Origin of the sequence: Dolichospermum planctonicum, assembly GCF_005402965.1 — a bacterium.
In the GTDB taxonomy this organism is placed as follows: Bacteria; Cyanobacteriota; Cyanobacteriia; order Cyanobacteriales; family Nostocaceae; genus Dolichospermum; species Dolichospermum planctonicum.
This window is the reverse complement of the sequence record NZ_BJCF01000002.1, coordinates 111,072-129,565: the sequence shown is the minus strand read 5'-3', so window position 1 is coordinate 129,565 and position 18,494 is coordinate 111,072. Positions and strand designations below refer to the sequence as shown.

11 protein-coding genes and 1 tRNA gene are annotated in these 18,494 nt (G+C 36.1%); 7 read left to right on the top strand and 5 right to left on the bottom strand.

The annotated features are described in order from the left end of the window. Positions 1-24: 24 nt before the first annotated feature. The 3 genes from FFO06_RS01740 to FFO06_RS01730 form a co-directional block, all read right to left on the bottom strand. Positions 25-1,872, bottom strand: a complete 1,848-nt coding sequence (locus FFO06_RS01740) for a tetratricopeptide repeat protein (protein ID WP_137906481.1) — start codon at positions 1,870-1,872, stop codon at positions 25-27. Then, positions 1,832-3,175, bottom strand: coding sequence for a P-loop NTPase fold protein (locus FFO06_RS01735; RefSeq protein ID WP_137906480.1), 1,344 nt, complete (start codon positions 3,173-3,175; stop codon positions 1,832-1,834). Before FFO06_RS01735 ends, FFO06_RS01740 begins: the two co-directional genes overlap by 41 nt. Positions 3,176-3,379: 204 nt before the next feature. Further along, entirely contained in the window at positions 3,380-5,953 is a 2,574-nt protein-coding gene (locus FFO06_RS01730; protein WP_137906479.1) for a M1 family metallopeptidase, read from the bottom strand. A gap of 441 nt (positions 5,954-6,394) precedes the next feature. On the opposite strand from FFO06_RS01730, the gene FFO06_RS01725 reads away from it, so the two are divergent. Beyond that, positions 6,395-8,044 (top strand): DUF3352 domain-containing protein, encoded by a 1,650-nt coding sequence (locus FFO06_RS01725; RefSeq protein WP_137906478.1) that lies wholly within the window; start codon positions 6,395-6,397, stop codon positions 8,042-8,044. Positions 8,045-8,201: 157 nt separating this feature from the next. Then, on the top strand, positions 8,202-9,983 hold the full coding sequence (locus FFO06_RS01720; RefSeq protein ID WP_137906477.1) for a M61 family metallopeptidase: 1,782 nt from the start codon (positions 8,202-8,204) through the stop codon (positions 9,981-9,983). 153 nt (positions 9,984-10,136) lie between these two features. Here FFO06_RS01720 and FFO06_RS01715 read toward each other — a convergent pair whose 3' ends face one another. After that, the gene (locus tag FFO06_RS01715; protein ID WP_137906476.1) at positions 10,137-10,877 is read right to left on the bottom strand and encodes a 2-phosphosulfolactate phosphatase family protein; all 741 of its coding nucleotides are present in this window, start codon (positions 10,875-10,877) and stop codon (positions 10,137-10,139) included. Between the two features lie 533 nt (positions 10,878-11,410). Further along, positions 11,411-11,482, bottom strand: a tRNA-Gly gene (locus FFO06_RS01710). Between the two features lie 177 nt (positions 11,483-11,659). Between FFO06_RS01710 and FFO06_RS01705 the strand changes: the two genes are divergently transcribed. The 5 genes from FFO06_RS01705 to FFO06_RS01685 all read left to right on the top strand — a co-directional run bounded on the left by FFO06_RS01705 (position 11,660) and on the right by FFO06_RS01685 (position 18,485). Further along, on the top strand, positions 11,660-13,099 hold the full coding sequence (locus FFO06_RS01705; protein WP_137906475.1) for a TM0106 family RecB-like putative nuclease: 1,440 nt from the start codon (positions 11,660-11,662) through the stop codon (positions 13,097-13,099). Positions 13,100-13,155: 56 nt separating this feature from the next. Further along, positions 13,156-14,319 (top strand): esterase-like activity of phytase family protein, encoded by a 1,164-nt coding sequence (locus tag FFO06_RS01700; RefSeq protein WP_137906474.1) that lies wholly within the window; start codon positions 13,156-13,158, stop codon positions 14,317-14,319. A gap of 50 nt (positions 14,320-14,369) precedes the next feature. Then, positions 14,370-15,599 (top strand): hypothetical protein, encoded by a 1,230-nt coding sequence (locus tag FFO06_RS01695; RefSeq protein WP_137906473.1) that lies wholly within the window; start codon positions 14,370-14,372, stop codon positions 15,597-15,599. A gap of 235 nt (positions 15,600-15,834) precedes the next feature. Then, positions 15,835-17,805 (top strand): two-component system sensor histidine kinase NblS, encoded by a 1,971-nt coding sequence (gene nblS, locus FFO06_RS01690; protein ID WP_137906538.1) that lies wholly within the window; start codon positions 15,835-15,837, stop codon positions 17,803-17,805. Positions 17,806-17,975: 170 nt separating this feature from the next. Then, positions 17,976-18,485, top strand: a complete 510-nt coding sequence (locus FFO06_RS01685; protein WP_137906472.1) for a hypothetical protein — start codon at positions 17,976-17,978, stop codon at positions 18,483-18,485. Positions 18,486-18,494 lie beyond the last annotated feature (9 nt).

Sequence of the window (18,494 nt, the reverse complement as noted above, 5' to 3'; positions counted from 1 at the left end):
ATCTGAAAACTCTATCTTTTAGCATCACTCTGGTAATCTCTCTAAATTCTCCCTCGCAATATTCCCCCAATATTCATCTTTATATTCAATAAATATCTCTAACGCTTTTTGTAAATTTGTTCTAGCTTCTGTATAATCTTCCTGTGCCTCTGCAAGTGTGCTTAAACAGTGGTAGGTTTTAGCTTGAGAATAGCGATCTTTAAATTCGATAAAAATAGCTAAAGATTGTTGATAAAAGTCCCGTGCTTGGGCATATTCCCCCATTTGTTGGGCTACTCTTCCCAATTGGTGGTAAGTTGAGGCTTGAGAATATCTATCCCCAAATTCGATAAAGATATCTAAAGCTTGTTGATAATAGTCCCGTGCTTGGGCATATTCCCCCATTTGTTGGGCTACTCTTCCCAATTGGTGGTAAGTTGAGGCTTGAGAATATCTATCCCCAAATTCGATATAGATAGCTAAAGCTTGTTGATAAAAGTCCCGTGCTTGGGCATATTCCCGCATTTCTTCGGCTACTCTTCCCAATTGGTGGTAAGTTGAGGCTTGAGAATATCTATCCCCAAATTCGATAAAGATATCTAAAGCTTGTTGATAATAGTCCCGTGCTTGGGCATATTCTCGCATTTTTTGGGCTACCATTCCCAACTGGTGGTAAGTTGAGGCTTGGTGATATCTTTCCCCAAATTCGCTAAAGATATCTAAAGCTTGTTGATAATAGTCCCGTGCTTGGGCATATTCCCCCATTTCTTGGGCTACCATTCCCAACTGGTGGTAAGTTCCGGCTTGTTTACGATGATCATTTAACTCTTGAGCAATTTCTAAACACTGTTGATAATATTCTTTAGCTTCTAAAAATTGCCGTAAATTGAAACAAGCATTACCTAAATTAAACAAAGCATAACCTTCATAATCACGGTTCTTTAATTTCCGCGCAATATCTAAACCCTGTTGATAATAATTAATCGCTGTTGCAAATTTTCTTTCCTCAGCAAAAGCATCACCAATTTTATTCAAAACCTGACGCTTAAAATTAACATCTGCTAATTTTTCCGTAATGTGTAAAGCGTCCTGTGCTAATTTTTCCGCAATTTGCAAAGCTTCTGCTAAATATTCCCTCGCTGTTTTCGGTTGATGCTGACTAATATAAGCTGTTCCCAATTCTAATAAAATATTGCTATACCTGCGTAAATTACCATCATTCGTTTGCTCACCAGTAGGCTTATATTCCATTAATAAACTTTGTAAAATCTCAATTCTTTCTTGCTTTTCCTGTGGTTCTACTCTATCAATTTTTATATGAGATTCTAAAGTTTGAGTAATCGCTTTTTCTCTAGTTTTTTCTAAAGTTTTAAATCTAAATACACCAGAACGCCACGCCCAAAAATCAGGGGCAAATTTAGCTAAACGGTTAATAGCGTAATCTGGTAAAATAAATAATATAGGATAAGGAACGGTTTTTTTATAAGCGTCTCTGACAAAATTCAAATCTTGTAAAAAGGGTGGATATTCACCAAACACACCAATAGATTTTTCTAAACCTTGAATAATTAATATTAACTTTTTATTTGCTTCTTTCTCAATTTTTGCTAATTCCTGAATAATAGCATCACGTAAAAAGCGCAAATTAGGATCAGCAAATTTGAGAATTACAAATTGAATTTCCTCACATGGGGAATTTGTTTTTAATGCCTCAATTAATAACTCTCCATGAGGAGGGAAATTAATCTCAATAAATCCCAAAGTAAACTTTTCCGAAAAATCTATAAATGTCAATAATTCCGCCAAAATATCTTGATTTAGAGCGATAAATTGCCCCAATTCGGCGTTAAAATCATGTTGTAATTTCTGCCAGTGCTTTTCGGAATAATTCATTTTGCATCACCACTGGGTTAGGATAATTCCATCGGTTATCGCCATTGTATTCTAAAACAGAAGTATTAAACAGCATTAACTGTCCATTATCATCTTTACTGACATCTTTATTCAGATAAACTTGCGCTAACACTGGATAATGTTCTTCAGGAATAAACCTTTCAAAACTAAATTGTTGTTGTTTGATAGCATAAGTCACATCTTCTGCTAAAATTTTAGGATGCTTCTTCGTGCTTGCTGTGAGACAAGCTGACCTCATCATTTGCATTAGTTGACGCACATGACCACCACTGGCTTGAGCTAATTCTAGCAATTCCTGACGGGAATTAAACACAGCATCAACATCTACTCGTTTTTCAATTAAACTTGCTATGGCATCTAATCCAATTTGATTATAGTTTAAATCACGCCTATTTCGCTCAAATTGGTATATATTCACCATTGACACAGTGTGAGGATTACCATTAAACAATGCTAGGGGATTTTTCGGCGAACACAAAACAGAAATAGGAACTGTATAAATAATTGTACAATGCAGTTCTTGTAGTTGGGTTGCGTAATCAAAAAACAAATGGTTTGCAACTTGAGGAGGAGTGCGATCTAAGTTATCAAAAATAATTAATAATCCCTTATAGTTTGGATATTTTTTTCTCAATTTATTAGAAGCGTCATCTAACAATAGGTTGATATCTGCCTTGAGTCGAGAAATATCTTTTTCTAAAGTTTGGCGAATTGTCGTTTTTTGTTTATCAGAACCTTTGATTTGTGCCAATAACTTCACCATTAATTTTGCAATAAATGGCGCACCACCTTCTAAACTGGCTTCTGCTTCTACACTAACGGATTTTTCTACACTTTCTTCATTTTCTTCGGTAATTTCCTTAAACCAATTCTCAAAACTATTTAATAATTTTTGATCAAACTTTAACCCTAATTTTCGCAAAGTAAATTCAACTTGTTTGATGACAATTAAATATAAATCTGTATAGTTAGCATCATTAATATCTGTTTCTTCATTTACTTCTAAATAAATTACATGATAGTTTTGTTCCCATTGACTTTGAATCTTTTTTAATTCTGTACTTTTGCCTGAACCTCGATGTCCAGTAAATAAAATAGTGGTATAATCTCCAGATTCTTGAAAGTCTAAAGTTGTGCTTACACCCTCAACGGCTGAAGATTTACGTACTGCTGATAAATCAACATAGTATTTTGAAATTTCCGCAGGTTCTAGTGGTTCTAAAGTGCAAGCATTATAAGCAGATTTTAGAGTATTGGCACGTGGAAAGTTAGATTGATTCATAGATAAAGTAATATATTTAGGAATCTCAAGGAGTCAAATTGAATTTTAGTTGATTCCTTGCCATTTTCGTGATCCTGATTAAGAAAAAGAAAGTTACACCACTTAAAGTAATAACTACCTAACGATAATTATAGCGGGCAGGATGCCCGCACCACAAGATTTAGCCACGTCAGGATTGTAGAATTTAGCTGGGTAACAGCTTATTTACTTTGATTTGGCTTCTAGATTTTCCAAACGGCTTTTCAATTCCTGATTTTGCTGTTTGATTTGATCTAGTTCCTCCCGTAATTGCTTCAGGGTTTTGTCTGTGCCAATATTCTTTTGCACTTTGGCTATTTCTTCTTCAGCGTAGCGACGGACACGCCCATCTGCGGTTTGATTCGCTAAAGATTGCAAAATGGCGATCGCTTTTGGGGCTTCCATTTGTCCCAAGGCTGTCAAAACTGCTACCTGAGTTAAAAAGAAAGTCTCTCTGGCAATTTCCGATAATCGATCTAAAATCCTTTCTATATTAGCAGGAGTTTGGCCAGTGGAAATTTTCCCGACAGCGCGAATTGCGGAGAGCCGTAAGGGTTGTGGTACACCTATTTTTGTGTATTCTAGTATTAAATTTAAAGCTGCTTCCGAGGCTTTAAATTCAGCTAAACCAGCTATAGCTCCACTACGAACTACTTCATTCCAACCCGCTCTTTCCTCTAATACAGATTTTAGCAGTTTAATTACTTTATCTTCATGGGGTTTATCTTCTAAATGCGCTGCTGCTATAGCCCCAACAGTTCTACAAGCGGCAGCTTCTACATAATAGCTCTCATCCCCATCCTGGACAAAACCCTTTACAGCCTTATAGCTATTATGAGTTTTTATTTGTGATAAAGCACTAATCACGGCTCGACGCACAAAGGGACTAGGATCATTTAAGCCAACTAGCAAACCATCAAAGGCTTGATCTAGTTTAATTTCTGCTAATTGTTTAGCAGCTTCAACACGCACACCCCAGAATGTATCATTTTTCAAAGCAGAGGATAGAGCTTGAGTTGCTTCTAATCCGCCTTTTTTCGCTAAAGCTTCTGCTGCATAAATGCGAGAAATGGGGTGGGGATCAAATTCTAACTGGGCTTTCAATTCAGAAATTGGGTATTCTAAAGTAACGGTTTTTAAGTAATTATTCCCCACATCAAAACTAATAAAATCGGGTTTTTCTGTTAAAGGAAAGTAAAAACTTTGTTCTTTGTCATGTACCCGCACGGTAAAAGTTGTTAGCTGTGGATTTTCCTTATATCCAAAACCAATAGGAATTTTGAGATTAAATAAATCCTTACTTTCGGCTTTAGCTTGGGTTTGGGTGACTGTCACCTTAGCCAAATTTGCATCACTATCCCAGGAATAAGCTAGTTTAAAGTCAGGATGACCACCGCGAAAGACATATTGATCAAAAAGGAAAGCCAAATTCCGTCCAGTGGCTTTTTCAATGGCTCTTAATAAATCTATAGTTTCCACCGTGCGGTGAGCATTGTCCTGGACAAAAGTTTGGATAGCTGGCCAAAATAACTCATCTCCTAATTCTGCCCGAATCATGTGATAAACACAAGATCCTTTTTCATAAATATGGCGGTCATAAAGTTCGATGGCTTCTCGGTAAACATGAGTTACCATTGGCCTACGGTAGCGACTGCTATCTTCATTGAAATAACTTCGCGCTTCCGATAAGCGGTAATATGCGGCTTCTTGGGGACCATATTCCTGTTCTGTCCACATTACCTCGGAATAGGAAGCCATACCTTCCTTAATCCAAGCGTGAGACCAATGTTTAATGACTACCAAATCTCCAAACCATTGGTGTGCGAGTTCGTGGACGACTAAAGTTTCAGTATTACGGTTGTCTAATATGGCTCGTTCGTCTAGTAAGCATCTGTCAGTTAATAGAGTGGTGGAAGTATTTTCCATTCCTCCAAAAATAAAGTCATCTACACAAACTTGAGCATATTTGGGGAAAGGGTAAGGATAACCATACTTTTCGCTTAAAAACTCAATCATTTGGGGAGTTTTACCCATGCTGCGTCGAGCGTCTGCAATTCGTCTCTTTTCGACGTAATAGGTAACGGGTTTATTATGCCACTCATCCCGAATTTCCGCAAAGTCACCAACGGCCAAAGTCATTAAGTAAGTAGGATGAACTTGTTGTTGTGACCAATGGTAGCTGTTATGTTTTCCTTCTTCTACCATGTCAATTATTTCCCCGTTGGAGATAGCAACTAGGGGTTTAGGAACACAAACGCGAATTTCTGAAGTTGATAACTGTCCCGGGTAGTCGAAACAAGGAAACCAGTAGCGAGAGTCTTCGTCTTCTCCTTGAGTCCAGACTTGGGTGGGTTTGTCGGGGTAGTGTTTGTCTGGTTGAATAAAGTAAATTCCCCGCTGGGGTTTTTCAGCACAGTAATTAATCGCAATTATCAGACGAAGACCGATTTTTGTAGGTTGTGATAGGTGAATACAGAGCTTTTCCCCATCATATTCAAAATTTTGCTCAACTTCATCCACTTGTACCGATTTAATCTGGAGATTGACAGCATCCAAAGTTAACCTATCAATACCATTACGAATCGGTAATAAGCGAATACTACAAGTTCCGTAGCATCTTTGGTTGGGGATATCCAAACTCAGATCCAAAAAAATATGTTCTACCTGTCCGGGTCGGTCAGGGTTATAGTGTGGTTTTGCTCCTGGTAACTCAAACCGTTTATGTCCGGTTTTTTCGATATCAAAATGAAACTGCGACATTGATTATTACTAGCCTTATAGTCCTGAACCGTCTAGAGGAATGTGAGTTGTTGCTAAAGCAATAAGATATCATTTGCGGATTCAATTCTAACCATAGAGGAGTATTATTTAAAGCTAATTCCAATTTATTGGTGAGCATAAACTCCAGATTTTATCGGTAAATACGGTTAATTTAACGGAAATTAGTCATAAAAAATGGTTAAAGCTTGAAAACCGATGAGTTAAAGTTTTTCTACCACTTGATTGTAAACTGTGTTTATGATCGGGGTGTGTTTAACTCTTTTATACTCAATATACCATATCTGCTGGCATTAAGTAAACTGAGAAAAATCTGAAAATATACTTGATTTCCATCTGTTCTGGATTGGAGGAATCTCCAGCCACCCATTAGTATTTCATATCATCTGTCACAAATTTCAATAAAATCAGGATAGTTCACCAATGTCTGACAAGAAATCATCGTTTTTAATTCCTGTAATTGGTACTGCTGTAATCTTAGCAGGGGGTATAGCAGCTTATATATATCTTAAGAGTAATACAGATAGCTCTAGCCCTTTAGGCAGTGCTAAATTAGTACCACAAACCGCATTAATGGCAACTTATATTGACACTAATCCTGAAGCCTGGAATAAGTTGCACCAATTCGGTACACCTGAAGCACAGAAATTACTGACAAAAAGGTTACAGGCTTTTAACCAACAAATATGGAATGATAGTAATATCTCCTACGAAGCAGATATCAAACCTTGGGTTGGTGGTGTGATGATTGCGGTACTACCACCAGATGAAAAAAAGACACCTCCTATTAACTTAGGCTCACCCCCTGCACCAAATATTTTATTAGTAGTAGGTATTAAGGACAAAATAGCTGCGCTGAAATTTGCTAATAAGTTAAAAGATCAAAAAAACATCACAGCTAAGGAATCAGACTATAAAGGTGAAAAAATTATCGAAACCAAAGGTCAAGGTCAACCAAAATATACAACCGTTTTGAATAATGACCACTTACTGTTAACAGTAAATAGACAAACTGTAGAAAAAGCCATTGATACCTATAAAGGTGAACCTTCCTTTGCAACTAAGGAAGGTGCATACGATATTCTCAGCCAAGGTGTGGATGTTAAAAATAGTCTGGCTCAAATTTATGTCCCTGATTATGCCAACATGATACAAAAATTAAATTCCCAGTCTAAACAATTACCTCCCCAATCTCTGGCACAAATTAAGCAGGTGAAATCATTGGTAGCAGGTATGGGAGTAGATGATGCAGGACTGAGATTAAAAGCAACTGTGAATTTAGATCCCCAACTGAATAAATTTGAATATCAAACTACTTCAGCAAAAATTGTGGGACAATTTCCTAGTGAAACCTTCGCTTTAGCTAGTGGACAAGGTATTAGTAAAAGTTGGCAAACTTTTGTGCAACAATCTCAAGATTATCCTGAATTAAATCAAGGAATCCAACAAGCTCGGACACAACTAAAAACTGCACAAATTGATTTAGATAAAGATATTTTTGGGTGGATGAATGGAGAATTTGGCTTAGGTGCTGTAAAATCTAATCAAGGTTTATTAGCTAATGTCGGTTTTGGAGGTGCATTAGTATTAGATACAAGCGATCGCAAAACTGCTGAAGCCACTCTCACTAAACTTGATAATCTTGCTAAACAACAATCTCTCAATATTGCCCAAAAAAATATCGGTGGTAAAAACATTACAGAATGGCAAATTCCCCTACAAGGCGCTCTTGTTTCCCATGGTTGGCTAGATAATGATACTGTATTTCTAGCTATTGGCGGACCAATTGCGGAAACTCTAGCAAATCGTCAAGGTACAGCACTTGATCAGACTGATACCTTTAAAACTGTTACGGGTTCTTTGCAAAAACCCAATGGTGGTTATTTCTATTTAGATATGGACAAAACCACCGCCATAATTGAGCATTTATCCGCCCAAAGTCAACCCCTAACTCCAGATGCTACTGCTATCTTAACTTCTATGCGTGGCGTTGGTGTGACTGTGAATAGCCCTAGTAAATCAAAGACTGAAATGGAGATGTTATTTTCTCTCAAACCTGCTAAAGAGAAATAATACTCATTTTATCTAATTCATACGCGTAATCATGAATTACAGAACTTATACAAAACAGTGGGGGTAATTCATGAATTACCCCCACCAAGAAATAGAGAATAGGAAACAGAGTTAAAAATCTTTTGGTGTATGTTGACAATTTTATTCCTGAAACAAGATGACTAAACCAAGCGCACTACGTTTAAATGCTCAACTTCCAGAAATATCTCCCCAAATTCATTATTTAGTGGCAATGTCCCAACCAGAAATCCATCTGTTTGAAGTCACATTACACATTGTTAATTATCCTTCAGAAATTCTTGATTTAAAAATGCCAGTGTGGACACCTGGATCATATTTGGTGCGGGAATATGAAAGAAATTTACAAGATTTTACCGCTTTTGCTAATACTGAAAATTTACCCTGGCGAAAAGTTAGTAAAAATCATTGGCAAGTAGAAAAAGGTGATATTTCTCAGGTAACTATATCTTATCGTATTTTCGCCAATGAACTATCAGTAAGAACAAATCATTTAGATGCCACTCACGGTTATTTTAATGGTGCAGCACTGTTTTTCAGACTCCCTAATTGGGAGAATTTACCCTTAAAAATAACTGTGATTCCCCCTCACCCCCAATGGCAAATAACCACTGCTTTACCAACTGTTTCAGAAACAAAAAATACTTTCTTAGCCGCAGATTTTGATACTTTAGTTGATAGTCCTTTTGAAATTGGTTGTCATCAATTATATAAGTTTGAGGTTTTGGATAAACCCCATGAGTTAGCAATTTGGGGAAAAGGTAATTTTCAACCACAAACAATGATTAATGATTTCCAAAAAATCATTGAAGTAGAAGCACAAATGTTTGGTGGTTTACCTTATGATAGATATGTGTTTTTACTGCATTTATTTCAGCAAGCTTTTGGTGGTTTAGAACATAAAAATTCTTGTTCTTTAATTTATCAAAGATTTGGATTTCAGACTCCAGATAAATATGAGCCGTTTTTACAATTAGTTGCCCATGAATTTTTTCATTTATGGAATGTGAAAAGAATTCGTCCCCAAGGTTTAGAAATATTCGATTATGATCAGGAAAACTATACACCATCTTTATGGTTTTGTGAGGGAACAACCAGTTATTATGATTTAATTATTCCTTTACGGGCAGGTATTTATAATACTCAGACATATTTAAACTATTTGAGTAAGGAAATTACCAGATATTTAATGACTCCCGGGCGCAAAGTACAACCTTTATCGGAGTCAAGTTTTGACGCTTGGATTAAACTTTATCGTCCAGATGCTAATAGTGGTAATTCCCAAATCTCCTATTATTTAAAAGGGGAAATGGTATCACTTTTGTTAGATTTATTAATTCGCGTTAATCATGAAAATAAACGTTCTTTAGATGATGTCATGCGGCAAATGTGGCAGCAATTTGGCAAGGCAGAAATTGGTTATACTCCTGAACAATTAGAGGAGGTAATTGAATCTGTAGCAGGTATGGATTTAGGAGATTTCTTTAAACGTTATCTTCATGGACTCGAAGATTTACCATTTAATCAATATTTGCCACATTTTGGTTTACAATTAGTAGAAGAAAAGAACGAAGAACCTTATTTAGGTGTGAGGATAAATAGCGAAAATGGTCGAGAAATAATTAAATTTGTGGAAGCAGATTCACCAGCACAAAAAGCAGGAATTGATCCGGGAGATGAATTATTAGCTATTGATGGAATTAAGGTAGGAAATCAGTTAAATGCACGATTGAAGGATTATCAAGCAAATGATTTGATCCAAGTTACTGTTTTCCATCAAGATGAATTGCGGACTTATTCTATCACCCTAGCAGCACCAATTCCTGGTAAATATCAACTTAAATCTGTGGAAAATCCCTCTTCTAGGGAAATGGAGAACTTTGTCGGTTGGTTAGGTGTACCGCTGTCAACTATTCAGTAATATCATAGATAAAAATGTCTGAATCAGGATATCCAGGATTTCAGAATGATCAGGATGAAAAAATATAGATAATTAAATCAAATCCCGGACATTCTCAAATCTTGTAAATCCCAATTCAGATCAATTAATTCTTGAGAAAAAATAATTTTTCGGTTACTGATTCCAACTTTTTAAAACACCTGGTTCTTGCTGAATTGGCAAAACATCTAAAATGTCGGTTTGGGAACAATATTTCAGGTCTTCTAAACATTCCAAACGCAATAATCGTTGACCATGACTAGCTTGATGTAGTAGTCCTAATAAGTCATTTTGCCATTGGGAATAAAGACCGATTGCACCAATCAATTCATCATTACCACTGATTTCCTCCAGGGAAGAATTAGTTTTTTGCCAAATACTATGAGCGATCGCACCAGCACATACTGTATCCTCTAGAGAATAACTACCCTCCCAACCAGAACCAACAATCCAAACTGTTTCCGGTTGCTTTTCCAAGAGAAACTTCACCACCGCTGCCCGATTAATCAAAGCCGCTGCAAGAACAATGGGGGCGTTCTCTATCCTTTGTAAAGCCCTTGTACCATTCGTGGTACTAATAAATAACCGTCGTCCCGCCACTAAATCTGCTGTACAATCCAAGGGTGAGTTACCTAAGTCAAAACCAGCCACTTTAGCACCACCCCGTTCTCCGGCTCTTAATCGTTTTTCTGGAGGCCATGCTTCACTCACCGTCATGAGTTTATTTAAATCGCTGAAAACCTGCACAGCTTCACCTCCAGCGGCTAAAACTGTTGCCATTGTGCTAGTTGCCCGCAGAACATCAACAGCGATCGCGCATTCTGGTACTGTATCAATGGGGGTCAATTCGGGGGTGTGATATACGAATATCTTCACGTGCTGGCTATACCTACTTTATAATACTGTTGTCATATTCTACCCATTTGATGCCACTAATTGGTAATACTAAATTCTACCTCTTTACTAGTAAATAAATACTAATAAATCATCAAAAGCCTATTCAGTAAGCTTTTAAGCTTGGTATTGCATCTTATAATCGAAAATATAGAAAAATGGCAACAATGAAATCAGAGAAATAAGAGGAAATAAGAGGATGTTTTAACACTATGAGATATTCGGTTTCTGTTTCTAGCATTATTGAATTAGGGCGTTGCTGATTAAGAGTATGATTTTATTTCACGCAGAGGCGCTCCAGTCTCAGAGGGTAAGAGTTTCATTTTTTTGATTTTTCAATTTCATACCCCAATTCAGCAACGCCTGAATTAGTTGCGAAAATCAAAAATTCCCCTTCTCAAATTCTTACTCTTTGCGCCTCTGCGCCTTTGTGTGAGGTAAATTCATCCTTTTATTCACCAAGGCCTCAGTATTCTAATACTTTTTATCTGATCAAATCTGCTGTAATTATTAAAAGCGGGCGATGGGACTCGAACCCACGACGTTCACCATGGGAAGATGACATTCTACCACTGAATTACACCCGCATACAGTCTTCATGATACCATAATTTATCAGGAGATAGATCATAAATTTACATATTGTTACATATTGATCAATTCTCCAGTTTATCCATTAGCCACTCCCTTGGATCATGAAAAATATAATTAATTTTGCGGTTACAGGTACTTCCATATCCTCTAAATTATTGTTAATTTAAAAGGATGTTAATTAATGCTCAACTTTTACTACAATTTCAACGCTGTCAGCGACGTTCTTTTTTAGACACTCACGGTGATTATCATCAGCGAGATATTCGCAATGAGTTGGTATTAAAGTTACAACAAGACAAAAACCTGAATCATCAGCGAATAGTCACAAAATTAAGTTACTATGAGCCTGATTATCCTTCAGGAAATTGGCAAGCGGGAGCAGCGGCTACCGTAGAATTAATGCAGCGAGGTGTAAGTTATATTCATCATGGTGTACTATTAACCACTTACAATGAAAAATACACCTTACTTAGTCGCCCGGATTTACTTGTCAAACAGCCGGGAAAGTCTCGGTTTGGAAACTGGAACTATGTGCCGGTAAATATTGAATTGGGTAAACGTCCTAAACAGGAATATCAAGTAGTGATTGCTTTTCATGCCCAAGTTTTAGCCACGGTTCAGGGTATAATTTTGGAGAAAGCAGGGTTGATATTGCGAAATAAAGACAAAACACATTTGGTGGATTTAGATAAATGGATACCACAAATGTTGGATATTCTCACTGAATATACTCAAGTAATTGATTCTGTAAATCCGCCGGAAGTTTTTATTTCCCGGCAAAAATGTAACCTTTGTCATTGGTACAATCACTGTTATGGAATCGCTCAAGCTCAACAACACCTTTCTTTATTACCAGGTGTAACACCTATTCGCTACACACAACTACAAAATCTGGATATTACCAGTTTAGAAGCACTTGCTTGTACCCAGCCCAGCACCTTAGAAAACCTGACAGGGTTTGATAGTAATATAGCTGGTAAATTAGTTATTCAAGCCCAATCTGTGTTAACTAAACAACCTTTAACCCTTCCTGATCCTTGTTCTCCAGAATATCTGACTTTTGTAGCCCCCATTGAACTTTATTTTGATATTGAAGCCCAGCCAGATTTAAATTTAAATTATCTTTTAGGTGTTTTAGTTGTGGATAGAATTGCCAACACTGAACGATTTTACTCCTTTTTAGCCGAAACACCAGATCAAGAACAATTAATTTGGCAGCAATTTTTAGCTTTAGTCAGTCAATATCCGCAAGCACCAATTTATCATTTTTGTGCTTATGAAGTGGATACAGTTCAACGCCTTGGGAAACTTTACCATACACCCTATAGCGAAATCCGTCCCGTCCTCAATCGGTTTATTGACATATATGAACAATTAACTCAAAGCTTAGTTTTGCCAATAGATAGTTACGCGTTAAAAACTATCGCTCGTTGGTTAGGTTTTGAATGGCGTGAACAGGAAGCTAATGGAGCTAAATGTATTTATTGGTATGATCAGTGGTTAGAAACAGGCGATCGCACGTTATTATCAATAATTCAAGAGTACAATGAAGATGACTGTCGCGCCACCCGTACCGTCAAAGATTGGCTAGTTAGTTTTTTTTCCAGGTGATTGTGGTAATGTGGTAATAAACCTATAAAAAATTTTACTTCTATTATTTTATGTTTATGATACGTCTCCCCAAGCCCCAGAAACTGTTCCTCGTGATCATTCTTATCGGTTCTTTCTTTAGTCATTTCCCCTCTCCCTCTTTAATCGTCAGTAGTGTAGAATTTATTGGAGAAGCCACCCTACCCACAGGCTTATCTTTCCAAAAAACTGAAATTGGTGGTTTATCGGGAATTACTTATGATGCTAAAAATAATTTATATTACGTAATTTCCGATGATACAGGAAGAAAAGCACCTCCTCGTTTTTATACATTTAAAATTGACCTTAGCGAAGGTAAATTAACTGATAATGGCGTTACTCCCGTAAATGTAACAAAATTATTAAATAAAAATAACCAACCATTCTTACCAGACACTAGTGATACGGAAGGAATTGCATTCACTAGCAAAAATACTATATTTGTCGCTTCTGAAGGAAATATATACAATCAAGTAAATCCCTTTATTGATGAATTTTCCCTGGCGTCTGGACAAACAATTAGTACCCTACCCATACCAGATAAATTTTTACCAGATCCACAAAAGAAAAAAGGTATCCGCAGTAACTTAGGTTTTGAGAGTCTCACCATAACACCTGATGAAAAATTTCTGTTTACAGCGACTGAAAACGCTTTAATTCAAGATGGTAAGGAAGCTAAAAGCGGTATTGGTACTTCTTGTCGGATTTTAGAATATAACCTCTTAACCAAGCAGCCAGAACGGGAATTTCTCTACCAGACGCAACCCGTCAAACCTTTCTTTAATCCCACTCGTAAATTTGCTAGTGGTTTATCAGATTTATTAGCACTTGATAATCAAGGACATTTTATCAGTATAGAAAGAAGTTTTACAGGTTTCGGATTTACAGTTTTCTTATTTCAGATTTCCTTAAACAAGGCTACGGATATTCGTAATTTCGAGAGCATTGCAAAAGTTGACACCTCTGAAATTAAACCAGTAGAGAAAGAACTATTATTAGATTTACGGAGATTAGATGTATCATTAGATAATATTGAAGGGTTAACCCTGGGAGCAAAATTACCCAACGGAGAACAATCACTAATTCTGATCAGCGATAATAACTTCAGAGGGTTACAGCAGACTCAAATTCTAGCCTTTAAACTCAAACCCGAACCACCACTGACTAGATTATTACGACGGTTGAGAATACTTAACCCATAACAGGGAACAATGTTAGAATAGAGGGTAATCATTGTTTATCTTGATAAATTATGCGGATCTTATTCAATCAAAAATTCAAAATTACAGCATTTATTACCACTTTATTGGTAGTTGGTTTCATGAATAAACAGCCAATTCAAAAACAACAGACTACAGAAAATTTATCATTGTCCCCAATAGTAGATTCTCCAATTGTAGGATTATCTAATAATTTATTGACTCAAAAACCATCTAATAAATCTATATTGTATTCAGTTATCAATGAATGGCAAAAATATCAATATAGTATAAATTCTAATCAGGTATTAACGACGGTAAAATTACCAAATAATCAAATAAATTTTCATCAGGGTGATTTATTATCCGTACTCACAAATACCAGAGAATATTTTGAGAAATATAGTTCAGAAGATCCAGATATTCAAAGAACGGGAATATTAATAACTCAAGGAGTTACCGTTAAAGATATTCTGAAAACATTAGATTTCATGATCACAGTTTTAGAAGAAGATATTGCTAACAATCACACAACTAGGTTACAAGATCCAAATTTTATTAACGCCAATTTTCGCGTGATTAAATGGTCAGCGCATAACCCAGAAAATCCTCAACAGAAACAATTAAGAATTACAAAATATGCGGCTTTTATCCATCCTGGTTCTCGAGAAAAAACCTCTGAATATAATACACCAATTTATGCTCTTAAAGAAGAATTAAGCCAGGATAAATTTTACACTAATTATACAAAACAAGATGTTTTGTCAGGTATTTATGAACCAGGAGGTAAAGAATTTGGTAAAGTTAAACCTATTGCTTATTTAACCAGAAATGGTTTAGAAGCAGCACTAATGCAGGGAACAGTATTAGTTAATTTTACTGATGGAACTAAAGAATTTTTAAATGTAGATAAAAATAACGGAATGTCTTATATTCGGGGAGTAAAAGCAACTTCACAAAAGCGGTACTGGTATTTTAAAGAAGTTGATGCAATTAAAGGCTATGGATATAAAATAGAAGCCAAAATATCCATTAAACCAGGAGTAACATTTGCTGGAGATGTTCTGAATATTGGTTTAGGGAGAATAATTGTGATTGAAGATAATCAGAGTGGGAAAAAACGGTTAAAAATGGGCGTAATTGCGGATACAGGTGGAGCATTTTTACCAAACCTTTATCAACTTGATTTTTTAGCGGGAACTTTTGCGAGTGAAAAAGATTTTCAGCAGTACATTCATAAATTACCTGAATATACAAATGCTTATATTTTAGTAAAGAAGTGAAAAAGTGATATAGATCCCTGACTTTTCATAGAAATCGGGGATTTGAGTATTTAATGAAGCTAAACATCAGAGTTTTCGTGATTAGGCCAAAAACATAGTTAAATAAGGAAAGAAGAGGTAAAGGAAAAAGTATATTCTGTCCCCAGCCTCAATTCCTAGAAATTTCAGGAAATTAACCCTTGATTTTGAGTTTTTGGGATAGAAAACAAGGAACTACTAACAAGTGAATTTTAAAATGCTGGCTCTTTTCAGAAATTTCCGAGATGAATTTGCTTCTGGTGTATCAAAAGCGATCGCTAATTGGTGGTCAGAGTTCACGCTTCAGACCAAACTTCTGGCCGTCGCTACCTTGACGGTTTCCCTGGTCATGAGTGGTTTGACTTTCTGGGCTGTGAACACAATTCAACAAGATGCACGTTTTAATGATACCCGCTTTGGCCGTGATTTAGGGTTATTGTTAGCAGCTAATGTAGCTCCCCTAATTGCTGATCATAATTTGACTGAGGTAGCCCAATTTTCCGAACGCTTTTATAGCAGCACCACTAGCGTCCGCTATCTGCTTTACGCTGACGAAATTGGGAAAATTTTCTTTGGTATTCCTTTTTGGGAGCCAGAAGTGGAAGATTCCCTGAGTATTAAGCGCCGGATACAATTACCAGAAGATTATCCCGGTGATGAATATCAGCCTCTGGTTAGACAACATAATACTCCTGACGGGATAGTTACAGATGTATTTGTTCCCTTGATAGTCAATAAAAAATACTTAGGTCTGTTAGCGGTGGGTATTAATCCCAACCAAACCGCAGTCATATCCACTAATTTCACCCGTGATGTTACCCTGGCGGTTTTTATCACCATTTGGGTGATGGTAATTTTAGCGGGGGTAATTAATGCTTTAACTATTACTAAACCTATCAAAGAATTACTCGTAGGTGTCAAACAAATTGCTGCTGGTAATTTTAAACAACGCATAAATATACCATTAGGAGGTGAATTAGGTGAACTAATTCTTAGTTTTAATGAAATGGCCGAGCGTTTAGAAAGCTATGAAGAACAAAATATTGAAGAATTAACCGCAGAAAAAGCTAAGTTAGAAACCTTAGTTTCTACCATTGCTGATGGTGCAGTTTTGATTGATAATAATATGCAGGTAATATTAGTCAATCCCACGGCCAGACGTATTTTTAGTTGGGAAAATGTCAATGTTGTTGGTAATAATATTTTACGCCATCTACCCCAAAGTGTGCAAATGGAAATATCCCGGACTTTATATGAAATGGCTGCGGGTGAATGTGAAAGTGCTGAATTTCGTATCCCACTTAAACAACCAACTCAACGCACAGTTCGCATTCTTTTAACAACTGTTTTAAACCTACAACGGGAAAGTATTAAAGGTATCGCTATTACTGTCCAGGATATTACTCGTGAAGTAGAATTAAATGAAGCCAAAAGCCAATTTATTAGCAATATTTCCCACGAATTACGAACACCATTATTTAATATCAAAACCTATATTGAAACCTTACATGATTATGGCGAAGATTTGGGAATTGAAGAACGACAGGAATTTTTACAAACAGTTAATAATGAAACTGACAGACTTACCCGTTTGGTTAATGACGTTTTGGATTTATCAAAACTTGAATCTGGACGGACTTATAATTTTGATAAAGTAGATTTACCACAAGCACTAGAACAAACATTACGTACCTATCAACTTAATGCTAAAGATAAAGGTGTGGAATTATTCCAGGAATTAACTCCTAATTTACCTTTAGTTCTAGGAAATTACGATTTATTATTGCAAGTTTTTGGTAATTTAATTGGTAATGCTCTCAAATTTACTCCCGCAGGTGGTAAGGTAGTTATCAGAGCTTATCAACTAGATGATAATTCTAATTCTCATCATCAACCTGGTAAAGTGAGAATTGAAATCAGTGATACGGGAATTGGGATAGCCCCAGAAGATCAACAAGCGATTTTTGACCGCTTCTTTCGCGTGGAAAATAGGGTTCATACCTTGGAAGGAACAGGTTTAGGTTTATCAATTGTCAGAAATATTATTGACAGACATCACAGTCAAGTTAATTTAGTCAGTGAGGTTGGTATTGGTACTACTTTTTGGTTTGATTTAGAATTATTTGAGGAAGAAGTTTTATCAACTTTAGAAATCACTCCAGAAAACTTGGAAGTCAAGACAGTTTGATATTTAACCTTGCTGATACTCACAGTCATCATGATTTCAACCTGAAACCACTCTGTGTCAGATAAATCCAGATCAATTCATATTTATGGAAGAAGTTGGGTATCTATGTTTTTTTGTCACTTCCAGGTTTATACTGGAATAATAACGATATAATTGGAGTTCATAATCTCATGGCTAAAAAAAATATCTCTAATTTAACACAGGAAGAAAGCAAGAAATTTATACCCCTTCAAGGTGAACCAATAATTGAAATTATTGCTGAACCAGTATTAGAACCACAAATACAAACTCCTGAGACTCCCATTACCAGAATTAATCATCAGTCGGAACTAGAAGCAATTATAAAAGAATTGCAAAAAACCGTGGATACATTAAAACAAAAAGAATCTACTCTCATTCAGAAAATTAATGCTTTACAAATGGTAATTTCTGAAAAAAAAGCATTAACAGAACGCTTAACAGAAGAACTTTATGAAACGAAACAAACAGCATTACAATTAGCAGATTCTAATTCTCAGTTGTTAGAAGAAATCAAAGTTTTTAAACAACCTAGTCAACAAACTAGTCAAATTTCTAAATCCATTCAATACAAAAAATCCCATAGATCCATAGAAAGACTTCAAGAAAAACCAAATCAAGATAGTGAAGATTTTTCTAAAAATACTTGGTTATATGATTAAAATTAGGAA

Bases quoted from the DNA above. Each gene is read 5' to 3' on its own strand.
- FFO06_RS01740 (WP_137906481.1), bottom strand. From the start codon at position 1,872: ATGAATTATTCCGAAAAGCACTGGCAGAAATTACAACATGATTTTAAC.
- FFO06_RS01735 (WP_137906480.1), bottom strand. From the start codon at position 3,175: ATGAATCAATCTAACTTTCCACGTGCCAATACTCTAAAATCTGCTTAT.
- FFO06_RS01730 (WP_137906479.1), bottom strand. From the start codon at position 5,953: ATGTCGCAGTTTCATTTTGATATCGAAAAAACCGGACATAAACGGTTT.
- FFO06_RS01725 (WP_137906478.1), top strand. From the start codon at position 6,395: ATGTCTGACAAGAAATCATCGTTTTTAATTCCTGTAATTGGTACTGCT.
- FFO06_RS01720 (WP_137906477.1), top strand. From the start codon at position 8,202: ATGACTAAACCAAGCGCACTACGTTTAAATGCTCAACTTCCAGAAATA.
- FFO06_RS01705 (WP_137906475.1), top strand. From the start codon at position 11,660: ATGTTAATTAATGCTCAACTTTTACTACAATTTCAACGCTGTCAGCGA.
- FFO06_RS01700 (WP_137906474.1), top strand. From the start codon at position 13,156: ATGATACGTCTCCCCAAGCCCCAGAAACTGTTCCTCGTGATCATTCTT.
- FFO06_RS01695 (WP_137906473.1), top strand. From the start codon at position 14,370: ATGCGGATCTTATTCAATCAAAAATTCAAAATTACAGCATTTATTACC.
- nblS (WP_137906538.1), top strand. From the start codon at position 15,835: ATGCTGGCTCTTTTCAGAAATTTCCGAGATGAATTTGCTTCTGGTGTA.
- FFO06_RS01685 (WP_137906472.1), top strand. From the start codon at position 17,976: ATGGCTAAAAAAAATATCTCTAATTTAACACAGGAAGAAAGCAAGAAA.